Consider the following 16,510-nt stretch of genomic DNA (forward strand, 5'->3'; position numbering starts at 1 on the left):
CCTCAGCCGCCGGCTTCCGCAGCCCGCGTCTCCAGCGCTTCCCAGCGCAGCATGGCGGCTTCGATCTCGCCGTCCAGCGCGTCCAGCCTGTCCTTGCAGCGGGCGACCTCCTGGGGCGCCTCCTGGTACAGCGCCGGGTCCGCCAGCCGTGCATGCAGGCTGGCCTGCTCCGCCTCCAGCGCAGCGATCTTGTCCGGCAGGCTCTCCAGCTCACGCCGCTCGTTATAGGAGAGCTTGGCCGGCTTCTGCGCCGCCGGCTTGGGGGGCGCGGCGGGGGCCGCCTTGGGCGCAGGCTGCTGGCGTTGAGTTTCCTGCTTCTGCGCCTCGCGCGCCGTCTGCACTCGCAGCCAATCGCCGTAGCCACCGGCATACTCGCCCCATTCACCGTCACCCTCGGCCGCAATCACCTGGGTGACCACGTTGTCGAGGAAGGCGCGGTCGTGGCTGACCAGGAACAAGGTGCCGTCGTAGGCAGCAAGCAGTTCCTCCAGCAGATCCAGGGTTTCAATGTCGAGGTCGTTGGTCGGCTCGTCCAGTACCATGATGTTGGCCGGGCGGGCGAACAACCTCGCCAGCAGCAGGCGGTTGCGCTCGCCGCCGGAGAGCGATTTCACCGGCGAGCGCGCGCGCTGCGGCGCGAACAGGAAATCGCCCAGATAACCGATCACATGCTTGCGCTCGCCGGCGATCTCGACGTACTCCGAGCCCGGGCTGATCACCTCGGTCAGCGGCAGCTCCGGGTCCAGCTGGGCGCGCAGCTGGTCGAAATAGGCCACCGTCTGCCGGGTGCCACGGCGCACCGAGCCCTCGTCCGGCTCGATCTCGCCGAGGATGAGTTTCAGCAGCGTGGTCTTGCCGGCGCCATTGGGGCCAAGCAGCCCGATGCGGTCGCCGCGCAGGATGCGGGTGGAAAAATCCTTCACCACTGCGCGGCCGCCATAGCGCTTGGTGACACCATGCAGCTCGGCCACCATCTGGCCGCTCTGCTCGCCGCGATCCACCGCCAGGCTGACGTTGCCGAGGCGGTCGCGCCGCGCCGAGCGCTCGCGCCGCAGCGCCTCCAGGCGGCGCACCCGGCCTTCGTTGCGGGTGCGGCGGGCTTCCACGCCCTTGCGTATCCACACCTCCTCCTGCGCCAGCATTTTGTCGAAACGGGCGTTGGCCTTGTCCTCCGACTCCAGTTCCTCCGCCTTGCGCCGCTGGTAGTCGCTGTAGCGGCCGGGGTAGCTGGCGAGCCGGCCGCGGTCCAGCTCGATGATGCGGGTGGCGACATTGTCGAGGAAGACGCGGTCGTGGGTGATCACCACCACCGCGCCGCGGAAGTCGCGGATCAGCCCTTCCAGCCACAGGATGCCGTCGATATCCAGATGGTTGGTCGGCTCGTCCAGCAGCAGCAGTTCCGGCTCGGCAACCAGCGCCCGCGCCAGCGCAACTCGCTTCACCCCACCACCGGAGAGGCTGGCAACCTTTGCGTCGGCCGACAGTCCGAGACGGGCGAGCATATGCTCCACCCGCCGGTTGAGCTGCCAGCCGTCGGCAGCCTCCACCGCTGCCTGCAAGCGCTCCAGCCGCTCCAGCGCCTCGGCGTCGCCCTGCTCCGCCACCGCATGCATCGCGTCGTGGTACTCGACCAGCAGGCGGGCGGCGTCGCCCAGGCCGTCGGCCACGGTGGCAAATACATCGCGGTCCAGCGGGAAATCCGCCTCCTGCGGCACATACGTGGTCACCAGTCCCGGCTCGCGCCAGACCTGACCGTCGTCCAGCGCGGCCTGGCCGGCAAGTGCCCGCAGCAGGCTGGACTTGCCCGAGCCGTTGCGGCCGATGAGCGCCACCCGCTCGCCGGCATCAAGCTGGAAGTCCGCCCGGTCCAGCAGATCAACGTGGCCGAAGGCGAGGCAGGCATTTTCAACGGACAGCAGGGGCATCGGCGGGCTCGAAAGAGGTAGGAAGAGGGGAAAGGCCGGATTCTAACGGGCTGCTACCATGGGGGCACGCCTCCGCCGCCGCGCGCAAGGGTCGCCGTGCGCGCCCCGCTGGCCCACCGCCGCGATGCAGACGCGGCTAAGTAGAGGATATGAATGGAAGAATTGTTGTCGGGATTCAAGGTGGCCGACGGGGATGAGATCGCGCCCTGGGTCCGTCTGGTGGCCCACCTGCGGCCGCGCCGTGCCAGCCGGCCGGACGAAGCGGCGGAGAAGCTGCGCGCGCTGACTCATCTGCTGTCCCGCCGGCCGGACCTGGTGGAACCCATGCACGCGGCCCTGCTGCGCCTGTTCCGCGAACGCAAGCAGGTTTCGCTCTATGTCTCGTCCGGCCTGCTGCCCTCCACCGGCTTTTTCTCCGAGACCGCCAGGCGGATTGCCGACCGGCTGCTGCCCAATGTGATCGACACCGCCTACATGAAAGACGTGCTGGCGGTGGTCTTTCACCGCAGCGACGACGAGCTGTGGGTCAATGCCCTCAGCGACGAGCTGTGGCTGGACTTCCTGCAGGCCCTGCTGGCCACGCCCGACTCGCCGCCCGCATCGTCCGGGGAGCGGGAACTGCCCCCGGTGATGGACGAGCTCATCGAAGCGCTGCGGGTGCTCTCCTTTCATGTCTCCGCCATCGGGCTGGACCCCGAGCTGGTGCGGGTGGATCCCGACCTCGAAGAGTACGAATCCCCCTTCCTCGCCCAGAATGCGGAACTGCTGGCCTACCTCGACCAATACCGGGACCACTGGCGCCGCATCGCCCCAGATCCGGCAGACGACAAACACCTGCGGGTCATGCTGGACCAGTGCGACGAAGTACTGCAGCGGGTGCGCCGCCGGGCGACCAAGCTGGGCACCAGCCTGACCCTCACCTTCAAGCTGGAACGCCTGCGCCAGCACCTGGAGCGCATCGCCGAATTGCTGCGCCTCCTGGACACCCTGCGCGAACAGGAAGACATCCGCGGCGCCCTGCCGCGCGTCATCCCGCTGTTCAAGGCGCTGGTACACGCTGAATGCCGGCGCAACCGGCTGTCGGACTACTGGGGCCAGAACGTGGAGTTGCTGTCGCTGCGGATGACCGAGAGCGCCAGCAAGACGGGCGAGCGCTACATCACCTCCACCCGCGGCGAGTACTTCGGCATGATGGGTTCGGCTGCGCTGGGCGGCGTCATCATCGCCTGCATGGCCGCGCTCAAGCTCGTGCTCAGCCGCCAGGGCATGGCGCCGCTGAACGAAGCACTGGCCTTCTGCCTCAACTACGGCCTCGGCTTCGTGCTCATCCACATGGTAGGCGGCACCGTCGCCACCAAGCAGCCGGCGATGACGGCCAACGCCATCGCAGCCTCCATCGGCGAGGCCCGCGGCAAGAGCCGCAACCTGGAGGACCTGGCCGACCTCATCACCCGTACCGTACGCAGCCAGATCGCCGCCATCCTCGGCAACGTCGGCGTGGCCATTCCGCTGGCGATCTGCCTCGGGCTGCTGATCCAGTCGGCCACCGGCACACCCTTCGTCGACACCGAGAAAGCCCGGCACCTGCTGCATGACGCCGACCCGCGCAGCGGCGCGCTGTTCTTCGCCGCCGTGGCCGGAGTCTGCCTCTTCCTCTCCGGCCTGATTGCCGGCTACTACGACAATCTCTCCGCCTACAACCGCATCCCCGAGCGCCTGCGGCAACTGCGCAGACCGCGCCGCCTGCTGGGCGAAGCCCGCATGGACCGCATTGCACGCTACGTAGAGAACAACCTGGGTGCGCTCGCGGGCAACTTCTTCTTCGGCTTCCTGCTCGGCGGTGCCACCGCGCTGGGCGTGCTGTTCGGCCTGCCGCTGGACATCCGCCACATCGCCTTCTCCTCCGCCTACGTCGGCTACGCGGTTGCCGGCAGCGAGTTCGCCCTGCCACTGCAGATGGTCGGCATCGCCCTCCTGGGCGTACTGCTGATCGGGGTGGTCAACCTGACGGTGAGCTTCGCCCTGACTCTGAACGTGGCGATGCGCGCCCGCCACATTACCTTCGCCCAGCGCCGCACCCTGGGCCGCCTGCTGCTGAAGCGCCTGCTCACCCGGCCACAGGACTTCCTGCTGCCTCCGCGCAGCCAGGGCAGACCAGCCGACTCCGCCGAAGCCACCGCCGCCGATCCGCTTGGTCCGCAGCCGCCAAAAGGCTAGAATGCCGCCCGCCTCTCCGTAGTTCAATGGATAGAACGAGCGCCTCCTAAGCGCTAGATCTGGGTTCGATTCCCGGCGGGGGGACCAGTCATCGCCGACTCCTCATTCCGGCAAACAGGGGACGAGCGCCAGACTCCCCCTGGCCTCCCCCTCTCCCCTTGGCCTTTCAGCCATGCTTCTGACGTGAGCCTCGCGGCGCCATCCACGGAATCCTGCTGCCTCGGCTCCTGATGCGCGCGCCTACTTCTTCTCCGGCGGAAGTAGGTAAATGCCGACACGCTGGGGAGCCCGACCTGACGTCCGGCAATCGGTATTCCTCGTCGAGGTATCCGGCCTTCGGCCGCATCGCAAAGGCGCGGTGAACTATCTCCCGCAGCAGCCGGGCTACGCCTGGAGATGCAAGGCTTACCGGAAGGCGGCAAGAACTGCATGGGAACGCGCCAGCGCGCGACGAGGTGGGGGAAAGCCCCTCGAGAGAGGTCGGCCATACGCCCGCAGTGGTCAGGACATTGCGGAGCCAGGGCTGCAGGGCCGGCGCACGGCCCGGTGGCCTCTTACCTCGCGTTGTCCAGCAGTGCTCTCAGGTGTTCCACCGGAATCGCGTAGGTGATCCCGGACGGATCGCTCAACACGCTTTCCTTGGTGGACTTGACGAACACCATGTTGACCACGCCGACCACTGCGCCCGACTCCGGGTCGAACAAGGGGCTGCCACTGTTTCCGGGGTAAGCGGTGGCATCCAATTGATAGACGCGGAAGACGTCGCCGGAGAGCCGGCGGATCAACGCCGGATTCAGCGCCCGGGAGTTGGCCTGCGGAATACCGATGGGAGTGATCGCGGAGACGATGCCGCGGTGAGTGACCGGCGTCATGCCCAGCACGTTGCCGATGGGAAAGCCGGTGAAGGCGATCTCCTGCCCCTCGCGCACCGAATGCTCGGGCGCGAGCGGCAAGGCGGGCAGCGGCTCGCCATCCATTCGCAGCAGCGCCAGATCGGCATTGCGGTCCACCGCTACCCGGGACGCAGGCCTCATATGGCTGACCTGCTCATCTCCCGGCAGCACCACGACCAACATTTCCATCTGCTCGGTCGCCAGCTTCTCCGGCAGCACATGCTCGTTGGTGGCGATCAGGCGGCCATTGCCCACGGCAAAGCCGGTGCCGAGAAAGCGGAAGGCCGGGCTGCGCGTGCGTTGATAGGTGCCCACGCCGACGACCGAGGCCTTGATCCGTGGAATCGCATCCACCAGCTCTGCACGCAGCGCGGGCGCCCAAAAGCCTGAGAACAGCACCCCCGCCCCGAAAAGCAGGGCCTGCCGCCGGGTGGCGCTGCTCAAAGCGTATCCCCGGCGGCCAGGACGGCGGGGAAGGCTGCGCTCGGTGCAACCACCCGGGCATCGTAGGGATGGCTCTGGTGGCGGACGAAGCTCAGGATGCGTTGCACGTACATTTTCGTTTCCGGATAGGGAGGCACGCCCCGGTACTTGTCCACCGCGCCTTCGCCTGCGTTGTAGCCAGCCGCAACCAGAGCGATGTCGCCGCGGAAGTAGGCCAGCAGCCAGCGCAAATAGGCCAACCCGCCCTTGATGTTCTCTTCCGCGTCATAGGGCCGCTTCACATTGAAGCGCTCCGCCGTCTCCGGGATGAGCTGCATGACCCCCATCGCGCTCTTGGGCGACAGCGCGGCGGGGTTCAGATTGGACTCAGTGAGCGCAATCGCCAGCGCGAAGCGCGGCTGTATTCCGTACTCGCCCGCATGCTGCACCAGCAGGCGGGCAACCCGCTGCCGCTCCGGCGGCAGCGCGTCGATGACGTCGTCGACCCGCGACTCGGCCAGCAGCAGTTCCGGCGGCGTCAGCAGGCAGTCGGGCGTCGCGCCGGTGTAAGGCCCGGTGAAGCGCATCAGGCGTTCCGACTGGGTGTTGCCGAGGAAAGCCGCCATCGCGAAGAGCGTGCCGGCGTACTCGTCATTCCGCTCCAGCCCGCGGCCGTTGGCGTACATCCAGCCCAGCGCATGCATCGCCTCCGCATCGCCCAGCCTGGCCGCCTCGCAATACAGTGCAGCGGCATGCGAAGCATCGCGGGGCATGCCTTCCCCGTGCTCGTAGCGGACGGCGAGCTCGGCGAGATAACGCGCATGCTGGGCAAAGGCCTGGGCGACGGCTTCGTCGTCAGCCGCACAAGCGGATTGCAGCCAGAGCGTAAGGGCTGCACCGCCAAAGACGAGCCGCCACTTGCGCCTATTCATGCCCCCTCCGCCCATGACCTGGACGCGCGCGACAGGTCGGGTCAGAGCCGCCAGACCACGGCGCCTTCGGCCGCGAGCGCCGCGGGATCGTAGGAAGACTTCACATCGGTAAATACGCCGCCAGGCTTGAGCTTCGCCAGCAGCCCCTTCACCGGCATTTCCAGGTAGGCCTGGTGCGACACGGCCGCCACGATCGCATCCGCCATCGGCAGCGCATCCCAATCGACCAGGTTCACACCGTACTCGTGGACCGCCTCGGCCGCCTCGGCAACCGCATCGTGTACGTGAACCTTGCAGCCGTAGCTTTCCAGCTCGCGGATCACGTCAATGACCTTGCTGTTGCGCAGATCAGGGCAGTTCTCCTTGAAGGTCAGCCCCAGCACGATGACGTTGGCGCCCTTGATGCTGGAGCCGGCGGCGATCATCTGCTTCACCGTCTGCTCGGCCACGAACTTGCCCATGCCGTCGTTGATGCGGCGGCCGGCGAGGATGACCTGGGGGTGATAGCCCAGCATCTCCGCCTTGTGGGTCAGGTAGTAGGGATCGACGCCGATGCAGTGGCCGCCGACAAGGCCGGGACGGAAAGGCAGGAAGTTCCACTTGGTGCCGGCGGCCTTGAGCACCTCCAGGGTATCGATGCCGATACGGTGAAAGATCACCGACAGCTCGTTCATCAGCGCGATGTTGAGGTCGCGCTGGGTGTTCTCGATGACCTTGGCGGCCTCGGCGACCTTGATCGAGCTGGCCGGATATACGCCGGCGGTGATGACTGCGCCGTAGGTTTCCTGCACCTTTGCCAGCGTCTCCGGGGTGTCGCCCGAAACCACCTTGACGATACGGGTGACAGTACGCTCCTTGTCGCCCGGGTTGATCCGCTCCGGCGAGTAGCCGACGAAGAAATCCTTCTTCCAGGTCAGGCCCGACTCCCGCTCGATGATAGGGATGCAGACCTCTTCGGTCGCGCCCGGATAAACGGTCGACTCGAAGACGACGATGGCGCCTTTCTTGAGGTTGCGCCCCACCGTTTCGGAGGACCTCACCAGCGGCGTGAAATCGGGCTGGTGCGCTTCGTCCACTGGCGTCGGCACCGCCACGATGAGGAAATCCGCATCGCGGAGCACGGTCGGGTCGGTGTGGCAGGAGAGCTGACTGGCCGCCTTCAGGTCGTCGCTGCTGACTTCGCCGGTGGGATCGACGAAATCCCGGTAGGCGGCAACCTTCTCCACCGAGAGGTCGAATCCCAGCGTCTTGAACTTCTTGCCAAACTCCACGGCAAGCGGCAGGCCGACGTAACCCAGACCGATGACGGCAATGGTGGTCATGACAACAATCCTTTCAAAGCAATAGGCGTTATTCGTTGATCTGCAATTAGAGCGTCTTGGCCAGCTCGCGCGCTTCGGCCTGCAGCGGCGAGCCGTCCCTGGCCGTGGTCAGCAAGGTGTCGATTTCCTTCTTCGCTTCGCCCTTCCGGCCAGCCTTCACATAGGCCTTCGCCAGATTCAGCCGCAGTTGGGCGAGATCCGGCGCCAAGGAAACCGCCTTGGCAAGCTTGGCGATACCAGCATCCTGTTTGCCGACATTGATCTCGATGTTGCCGACCGTGTCCAGCACCACCGGATTGTTCGGCTCGGCGGCCAGGGCCCGCTCCGCATAAGCCAGCGCGGCCGGATCCTTCATCTCATTGGCAACCCAAGCGAGGTTGTTCAGGATGAGTACATTGTCGGGCGCCACTTCCAGCATGCTCTTGAAGTACCGCGCGGCCTCGGCATAACGGCGCTCGGACAGGGCGGTTTCACCCAGGTAGCCCAGCACGGTGAGATCGCGCGGGCGAGCCGCAAGCCAGCTGGACGTGACCTTGTCCGCCTCGGCCTTCCGACCGGCGCGGCTCAGCGCGGAATGCAGCTTGTTCACCACCTCTGCACTCTGGCCCTGGTCGAATGCGCGGCGATACGCGGCTGCGGCCTCGGTCCACTGGTTTGCGCTCATGCGCGCATCGCCCTCCAGCAGGTAGCCCAGCGGGTTGTCGGCATGTTGCTGCTGCATGCGCTTGCTCTGCGCCAGCGCGCCCTCCTGGTTGCCGGCCTGCAGGCGCAGGGTGACCAGGCGCTGGGACGCGAGCAGGTGATCGCGCTGGATCGCGAGGGCGCGCTGCAGGCTTTGTTCGGCGCCCGTCAGGTCTCCAGCCAGGCGCTGCGCTTCAGCAAGGTCCACCAAGGGCCCCGGGGCCTGCTGCTGCAGCGAAACCAGCTTGGTGAACGAGGAGATGGCCTGCTGCCGGTCGCCCGCGGCCAGCTGGGTGTGCGCCAGAACCTCCAGCGCGGGCACGTCGGTCGGGTTGGCCGTGACCGCCGTCTGGGCGATACCCAAGGCCTTGTTGGGCTGCTGCATGCGCAGATGTTGCTGGATCAGGGCAATCTTCGGTCCGGTTGCGGCAGGCGCCGCTGCGGCAGCCTTTTCCAACGTGGAAAGCACTTCTGCAGCCGACGAACCGGTAGCCCGCTGCACCTCGGCAAGTGCGACCAGCGCATCGCCATTGCGCGGCTCCTGGGCGATCAGCTTCTCGTAACGCGCCTTCGCCTCCGCCGGCTTCTTGTCCTGTAGGTCCAACCTGACCAGGTTGGTGATCGCCGGCAGGTAGCTAGGCTGTATGGACACTGCCTTCTCGAAGGCTTGCCGGGCCTCGGCAAAATCCTTCTTGGCCAGGAAGACCCCGCCCTTCAGGTTGTATGTCTGCGGATTGTTCGGCTCCTTGCGCTCCAGTTCCTTCTGCGCCGCCAGCGCCTTGTCGTACTCGCCACGCCGCATGTGAGCGAATACCAGCGCCAGGTCCGCCTGGGCGGTGCTCTGGTCGAGGCTGGAAGCCGCCTCCAGGTCCGCGAAGGCGCCGTCGGTATCGCCGCCCGCCATCTTCGCGACACCCAGGCGGGCTCGGTTCGTCGCGTCGTTCGGCGATTTGGAAACCGCCCGGCTGAGGTAGGACTCGGCGGCGTCGAAATCACCATTGGCGAGATAAACCTGCCCGGCCAGCGCCATCAGGCTGGCGTCCTCGCTCTGCTGCGCCTGCTGCAGCAAGGGCTGCAGGGCCTCCAGTGCCCGCACGGACTCCCCGGAGCCGAGGTAAGAAGCCACCAGCAGCCGGCGCGCGAGGGGCTGCTGAGGCGCCCGCTCCAGCACCTTGTTCAGATGCGGGCGCGCAGCGACGTAGTCATTGAGACGCACCAGGACACTGCCAGCCAGCAGGTGAGCAGGCAGGTAATCCGGGGTACCCTTGAGAACCAGCTGGACGCCGTTCCTTGCCTCCTGGAAACGTCCTTCGCGGAAATCCACGAAGGCCTGCAGGTAGCGGGTGGACGGGTGCGCCGGCGCTGCCTTCTTCATCGCCGCAAGCCTTTCCTTGGCCTCGTCCAGCTTGTTCATGCTGAGCAGCAGCGACACCAACCTGAAGTGATAGGAAAGCGCACTGGGCCGGGCTGCGACTGCCGCATCCAGCGCCGCCACCGCCTCATCCGGGCGCCTTTCCGCCAGCCAGGTTTCCGCCAGCAGTGCATGGGCTTCCGGCGCGCCCGGCTCCTGCCTGGCCACGGCTTCTGCCTCAGCCCTGGCACCAACGATGTCACCGCCAGCCAGCCTCGTCCGCCCGAGGCCGATGCGCGCCGGATAGACCGAGGCATCCGCCGCCAGGGCAGCTTCATAAGCACTCCTGGCTGCGGCGATATCGCCCTTGGCCATGCGGGCGTCGCCAACGGCGGCAAGCAGGCGGGCCTGGGCGCCAGCTTCCGGCAGCTTGCGCTCAGCGTAGCTCTTCAGCACCCCGTCGAAATCACCGCTGCGCAACAGGGCCCTTGCCAGTTCCGGCGCCACCGCATCGGATGAATAACCCAGTTCCTCAGCGCGCTTCAATTCCTTTACCGCGGCGAAAGCGTCGCCCTGCTCCAGGTAGACCTTGCCGAGCAGGTAGCGGGCTTCGGCCAGGTCGGCCTCTTCCAGCAGGGCATTCTTCAGCTGGATGCCCGCCGCGTTGTAGTCCTTCTTCTCCAGGTAAGTCTTGGCGGAAGCAACCATGGCCTGCGGGTCGTCGCCACAGCCCGCCAGCAAGGCCACCGAGAGGCAAGCCGCGGCGACGGCACCGCCGAGCGAGGGATGCTTTTGCAGGGCACGCCCGGAACGTTGCGAACGCATGCTCAACTCTCCTTCTTCAATCCGAAGCGATTCATGAGGTCGTACAGCGACGGCCGACTGATGCCCAGCACCTCGGCCGCCTTGACGATGTTGCCATTGGTCCGAGCCAGAGCGCGCACTACCGCGCGCCGCTCCGCCTCGTCGCGGACGTGGCGCAGATTCAGGTGCTCCAGTTCTTCTTCCGCGGAAGCCAGGCCCAGGTCGTCCGCGGTGATGCGGTTCTCGTCGGCCATGATGACCGCCCGCTTGAGGCAGTTCTCGAGCTCGCGCACATTGCCCGGCCAAGGGTGCGCCTCTATCGCTGCCAGCGCGTCTTCGGCCAGGTGCAGCGAGCCCCGACCGTTCTCCTTGGCGAAACGCTGGACGAAGGCATGCGCCAGCAACATCGCGTCGCCCTCGCGTTCCCGCAGAGGCGGAATGTCGATGACGATTTCCGCCAACCGGTAATAGAGGTCTTCACGGAAGGCACCGGCCTGGATCTGGGCCTTGAGATCGCGGTGGGTCGCGCACACCACGCGGACATTTACCGGAATTTCCTCCCGCCCGCCGATGCGCTCCACCACCCGCTCCTGGAGGAAGCGCAGCAGCTTGGCCTGCAGCGGCATCGGCAGATCGCCGATTTCATCGAGGAACAGCGTGCCCTTGTTGGCGGTTTCGATCTTTCCGGGAGTCTGCTTCACCGCGCCAGTGAAGGCGCCCTTCTCGTAGCCGAACAACTCGCTTTCAAGGAGCGTCTCCGGAATGGCGGCGCAGTTGATGGCGACGAAACGCTCCTTGGCCCGCGGGGAGAGCGCATGCAGCCCACGCGCCAGCACCTCTTTGCCGGTTCCGCTCTCGCCGAGCAAGGCCACCGTAACAGAAGCCGACGCCACCTTCTCCACCGTGCGGCACACCTTGAGCATCATCGGATCGCGCGTCAGCAGGCCAGCCAGCGCGCTCCCCTGCTGGGCCTTCAGCCGCACGTTCTCCAGTTGCAGATCGTAGAGCCGGAAAGCGCGCTCTATCGTCAACGTCAGCAGTTCAGGTTCGAAGGGCTTGGCAAAGAAATCGTAGGCCCCCATTCCCACCGCCCGCACCGCGTTCTCCCGGTCGTGCTGGCCGGTGAGCACGATGACCCGGGTGTCCGGTGCAAGCGCCAGAATCTCGCCAAGCAGCCGGAAGCCCTCGGTAACGTCGTCGGGCGCCGGCGGCAATCCGAGGTCCATGGTGACGACAGCGGGCTCGTGCCTGCGCAGTTGGGCCAGCGCGCTTTCACGGTCGTCGGCGACGACCGTCTCGAACGCATCGAAGGCCCACCTCATCTGCTTCTGCAGCGCCGGATCATCCTCGATGATCAACAGCGTGCGAGGCTTATCCGACATGTTTCTCCACTCCGTCCTTCGCGGCCCCGGCATGACGCGCGGCCGGCAAATCGATGGTCACCCGCGTGCCGCGCCCTTCTTCGCTATCGAAGTGGATGGCCCCGCCCAGTTCGGTGATGTATTGCTGGGTTTCGTAGACCCCGATCCCCATCCCGCTCGCCTTGGTCGTCTGGAACGGCCTCGCCAGCCGTTCCCGCAGGAAGGCCGCCGACATGCCGCAACCGCTGTCCTCGACGACGACACGCACCCGGTCCGCATGACCGGTATTCAGCCGGATCGACACCTTACCATCCTCCGGCGTAGCGTCCAGGGCATTTTGTACCAAGTGTCCTACCACCCGCTCCAGCCGCTCAGGATGGGCAATCACCTCGGCCGAACCGGCGCCCTCCCTATGCACTTCGACTGGTGGCAACAAGGCGCGCTTCACCTGCTTGACATGCTCGGCCATGGCGGCGAGGTCCACCACGCGCGCCGGATCGATGGAGCGCTTTTCCTGCAACTGGGTCATCAGTATCCGCATGCGGGACTCCACATGCGCGACCGTCTCCAGCATGTCCTCCTGGAAAGCGGGGTTGTGCTTGTGTCGCTCCGCGTTCTTCAGCATCAGCGAAAGCTGCGCAACCAGATTCTTGAGGTCATGGACGACAAAGGCCGACATCCGGTTGAAGGACTCGAACTTCCTGGCCTCCAGCAAGGCTTCCGCAGCCTGCATTCGCTCCAGGTAACTCGCTGCCTGGCGCTGCGCGGTCTTCAGCAGATCGAGAACCTCCCAGTCGATTTCGAACCGTGCCCGCGGCGCATTCAGCACCACGAATCCCACCAGGCCACTGGTGCTCTTGAGCGGAATCACCAACCAGGCCTCGGCGATGGAAGAAAGCCAGTCCGGCAAAACCAGGCCCTGGTACTGCATGCGCCTGCTTCGGTACTCCTCCAGATCGATTACCCAGGCCCGCTCGTCCAAGAAGCGGCAGAGGGGCGAGTCCGCCGACTCTATCGCTGCAGACACCGCCAGATTCAATCGGGAATGCATCAGGTAGCGACCGTTGCCGTCCCTCAACCACAGCCCGCCGCCCGGGCTCTCCACCAGATCGGAAAGAGCCTTGATCACCGTCTGGCCCAGGTCCAGACCATCCCCCGCCGAAGATATGGCCTGAGTAAATCTCAGCCACTCGTTCCGATAGTCATAGCGATAAGGGAAGAGGTGCTTGTTCAGCAACACCCGCAACCGGGCACGCTGCGCGCCGGAGAAGACAAAAACGCCCAGAAGGACCAGGCCGGCGAACAGCAAGGTCAACTGCAGCGCCCGCCCCCAGTCCCCTCCGAAGTAACGAACGTAGTAGCCCGCAGCCGCGATGACGAGGAGATAGACACCGGTGCCCACCAACGCCGTCGAGTGGAAAACCATCTCCCTCGACATCGACATCCGCAGGGTCCAGGCAGGATTGCGCGTAGCCGACAGCGCGACAAGAGGAATCAGCAGCGCATGGGCGACCCCTCGTACCGCCCAGACGTCGGGGTCAAGCCGGCTGAAGAGAAAGCCGTCAGCGAAAAGGTAGAGATCGAACATGAAGCCCGCGCCAAGCGCAAGGCACAAGGGCTTGAACCCCCACCGGGACTCCACCGGCAATGCCCTAAACAACTGCTCGACAAGGACCAGACCAAGGATGGCCTGCATGAGAAAGGTGGCGATGGAGAAGCCGACCACGCTGTCGGCAGGCAGCAGATCCAGCATGCCGGCCGCAATCACAAGCAGTTGGGCGGCGATCACTCCTGCGGCGGCCAGAACCGGCCACTTCGTCCTGCCCGCACCGAGAGGACGCAGAAGGACCAGGATGAAAGCGAACCAGCTGGCCCCCCGCCCAATGTCCAGCAGGCGCACCAGTTCGAACAGCCATGCGGCAGATGTGTGGGCAACGAGGCTACTGCCGGCGGCCCAGACACAGGAGACCACCACGGCCAGTATCAGCAGTCCACCAGGCCTCCCTCCTCGCCAGGCGAAGAACAAGTAAAGGCCGAAACACAGATAAGTGAAGGCGGAGAGCCCGTAGCCCCAGATCGCTACCTCCGCCACGTTTCCCTCCGCCAACCCTATCTTGTTACGCCGGACGCATCGGCTTGCTCACCGTGCCGGCCCTCATTCTCGACGGACGCTCAATGCGCCCCTTCGCCCGTCAACACCACCCGCACCGTCTCGAACAGCACCAAGGTATCCAATACCAGAGTGTGATTCTTCACGTAGTAGAGGTCGTACTGCAACTTCTGAATTGCATCGTCTACAGACGAGCCGTATTGGTAACGCACCTGCGCCCAGCCGGTGACTCCCGGTTTGACGCAATGACGAACTGCGTAGAAGGGAATCTCTTTAGCCAACTGATCGACGAAGTAAGGCCGCTCAGGCCTCGGTCCCACCAGACTCATGTCGCCTACGAACACGTTGAACAGCTGGGGTAGTTCATCGATTCGCAACTTGCGGATGACTCGCCCTACGCGGGTTGCCCGATCATCGTTGGAGGACGCCCAGCGAGGCTTGCCATCCTTCTCAGCGTCGGTACGCATGCTCCTGAACTTGATCACCCGGAAAACACGTCCCCCGAATCCCACACGCTCCTGCCGATAAAAGACAGGAGCGCCATCCTCGATCAGGATGAGCAATGCCGTCACCAGCATGATCGGAAAGGCAAGTATCAGAAGCAAGGTCGCAGCAGCCAGATCGAAACAGCGCTTTACGATGGTCCGTCCCATCCCCTGCCTGAAGCCGTCGCCATAGATCAACCAACTCGCCCGCAAGGAGTCCACCCGAACCTGCCCTTGCACCCGCTCGAAGAAGGAAGAGAGATCAATCACCTGCACACCGGAGAGCTTGCAGTCCAGCAACTCATGCAAAGGCAAAACGCCCCCCCGACGTTCCCTCAACGCCACGATGATCTCATTGACCCTGTTTTTGCGAACCACATCAAGGAGGCGCTCCCCGCGCCCCAAAACCTTACGGGTGTCGACTTCGATCGTGTCCTCTCCGCTGGGAGAGAAGAATCCCACAATCTCCATGCCACTCTGGACCGGATGCGTGAGCGCACGCTGCACCGCAACCGCATCAGTCCCCGTTCCGATGATCAACACCCGGGGAGCAAAAAGCGAAGATGCCCGGCGCCGATTGACCAAACCACGCATCGAGAGCACAAAGCCCAGTAGCAGCAACACCGAAACCTGCATTGCCTCGGAGGCAACCCCCTCCCAAGGCAGCAGTCCGAAAATCCCGTAAGCGACCGGGATACTCACTACGATAGAAAGCAAAACCCTGGTCAGCGCGTTCTTGTGTGACTCACTCGCCAAGGGTCGGTAAAGGCCCATTGCAGAATTGAGGACCACCATCAACAGCGCAAATGACAACGCTGAAGGCACGATCGTGTACCACTGCACCCTCTCGGTATTCAGTTGCATGACCACCGCCACCAGGACAGCAACAAACAGCAAGAAAGCGTCGAAAAGGATCTGCTGAAGCGTGTGGGAGGGGAAGTAGTGGCTGAACACTTTCAGCATGGTTTTCCTCGTTTTGCGGCGACGCACAACTCACATCTCAGACAACGATGTAGCGTGCACAAGCCATTCTTAGCCCAGAGACCCACACCTTACTGGAATAAAAGCAACAGTTACGTTAAACCGGTCACGGTGATCACAACGCCATTACACGACAGATGATTCAACCCATAACAGATTGATTTTTATAAATTTAGCGTCTTGGGGGGGCATGAAAGGCGGCAATGATAGCACAGCTGCATTGACCCTTTACGCGACGGCCTGTGCTTTTCCTCCGGCCTTGCGAAGCTTGATTCGTCGCAAAGAGAGTGAGGATAAAATCAGTATGATGAGACGCGGTGCCGCATGCCTCCCCGCATGCCCCACATCCACAATTCATGAGGACGCTTCCATGCCGCAGAGTACCCGCGACTTCACCGAGCTCTATGGTTTCCAGTTTGAAGAGCTCTTCATCGGGCAGACCGCCGTATCCTCACATACCGTGACAGACGCCGACCTACTTCTCTTCTCCGGCGTATCTGGCGACACCAATCCCGTGCACCTCGACGCAGAATTTGCAGCTGCCAGCATGTTCAAAGAACGAATTGCTCACGGCATGCTGTCAGCTGCGTATATTTCTGCAGTCTTCGGAACCAAACTGCCCGGTCCGGGTTGCATCTATCTCTCGCAGAATCTGAAGTTCAAAGCTCCAGTGAAAATCGGGGCTACAGTTGTAACGCGCGTGACGGTTGAGCGGCTGAACGTGGAGAAGCGGCGTGCGGTGTTTTTGACGGAATGCCGGGTCGGGGAAACGGTGGTGCTGACGGGGGAAGCGGAGTTGCTGATTCCCAAGCGTGACTAAGGGGAATGCGGTCGGGGGCTCTCAGGGGCTCCTGGCTTGCGGGGGCGGGCATTTTGTAATGCCAGCGCAAAGCCGGCGGCAAAGCAAAAAGCCCCTGCAGAGAGTTCTGCAGGGGCTTTTTAAATAGTTAGTCTGACGATGACCTACTTTCACGAGAGCGCATCTCACTATCATCGGCGCGGTCTTGTTTCACGGTCCTGTTCGG

General features: G+C 64.4%; 10 protein-coding genes and 1 tRNA gene. 3 read left to right on the top strand and 8 right to left on the bottom strand.

Annotated features, from left to right (window positions below):
- Positions 1–2: 2 nt before the first annotated feature.
- Entirely contained in the window at positions 3–1,925 is a 1,923-nt protein-coding gene (locus tag GRF61_RS12515) for an ATP-binding cassette domain-containing protein (protein ID WP_169150984.1), read from the bottom strand.
- A 153-nt stretch (positions 1,926–2,078) separates the two neighbouring features.
- Here GRF61_RS12515 and GRF61_RS12520 point away from each other — a divergent pair, with 153 nt between their 5' ends.
- Together GRF61_RS12520 and GRF61_RS12525 are read left to right on the top strand one after the other, a co-directional pair.
- Positions 2,079–4,142 carry a site-specific recombinase gene (locus tag GRF61_RS12520; protein WP_169150985.1) on the top strand — a complete coding sequence of 688 codons (2,064 nt, stop codon included), beginning with the start codon at positions 2,079–2,081 and terminating at the stop codon, positions 4,140–4,142.
- A gap of 12 nt (positions 4,143–4,154) precedes the next feature.
- A tRNA-Arg gene (locus GRF61_RS12525) sits at positions 4,155–4,229 on the top strand.
- 467 nt (positions 4,230–4,696) lie between these two features.
- Here GRF61_RS12525 and GRF61_RS12530 read toward each other — a convergent pair.
- The 7 genes from GRF61_RS12530 to GRF61_RS12560 form a co-directional block, all read right to left on the bottom strand.
- Positions 4,697–5,452, bottom strand: a complete 756-nt coding sequence (locus GRF61_RS12530; protein ID WP_248281219.1) for a serine protease — start codon at positions 5,450–5,452, stop codon at positions 4,697–4,699.
- A gap of 23 nt (positions 5,453–5,475) precedes the next feature.
- On the bottom strand, positions 5,476–6,390 hold the full coding sequence (locus tag GRF61_RS12535; protein WP_169150987.1) for a transglycosylase SLT domain-containing protein: 915 nt from the start codon (positions 6,388–6,390) through the stop codon (positions 5,476–5,478).
- A 41-nt stretch (positions 6,391–6,431) separates the two neighbouring features.
- Positions 6,432–7,712, bottom strand: coding sequence for a nucleotide sugar dehydrogenase (locus GRF61_RS12540; protein ID WP_169150988.1), 1,281 nt, complete (start codon positions 7,710–7,712; stop codon positions 6,432–6,434).
- A 46-nt stretch (positions 7,713–7,758) separates the two neighbouring features.
- Positions 7,759–10,569 (bottom strand): XrtA/PEP-CTERM system TPR-repeat protein PrsT, encoded by a 2,811-nt coding sequence (gene prsT / locus GRF61_RS12545; protein ID WP_169150989.1) that lies wholly within the window; start codon positions 10,567–10,569, stop codon positions 7,759–7,761.
- A gap of 2 nt (positions 10,570–10,571) precedes the next feature.
- On the bottom strand, positions 10,572–11,930 hold the full coding sequence (prsR, locus tag GRF61_RS12550) for a PEP-CTERM-box response regulator transcription factor (RefSeq protein WP_169150990.1): 1,359 nt from the start codon (positions 11,928–11,930) through the stop codon (positions 10,572–10,574).
- Positions 11,920–14,001: an XrtA/PEP-CTERM system histidine kinase PrsK gene (prsK, locus tag GRF61_RS12555; protein WP_169150991.1), complete on the bottom strand. Its 2,082-nt coding sequence runs from the start codon at positions 13,999–14,001 to the stop codon at positions 11,920–11,922. Before prsK ends, prsR begins: the two co-directional genes overlap by 11 nt.
- 80 nt (positions 14,002–14,081) lie before the next feature.
- Complete coding sequence (locus GRF61_RS12560) at positions 14,082–15,467, bottom strand: TIGR03013 family XrtA/PEP-CTERM system glycosyltransferase (RefSeq protein WP_169150992.1); 1,386 nt, start codon at positions 15,465–15,467, stop codon at positions 14,082–14,084.
- Positions 15,468–15,855: 388 nt separating this feature from the next.
- Here GRF61_RS12560 and GRF61_RS12565 point away from each other — a divergent pair, with 388 nt between their 5' ends.
- Positions 15,856–16,305 (top strand): MaoC family dehydratase, encoded by a 450-nt coding sequence (locus GRF61_RS12565; RefSeq protein ID WP_169150993.1) that lies wholly within the window; start codon positions 15,856–15,858, stop codon positions 16,303–16,305.
- Positions 16,306–16,510 lie beyond the last annotated feature (205 nt).

It is taken from the genome of Azoarcus sp. TTM-91 (genome assembly GCF_012911025.1).
Lineage (GTDB): Bacteria > Pseudomonadota > Gammaproteobacteria > Burkholderiales > Rhodocyclaceae > Azoarcus.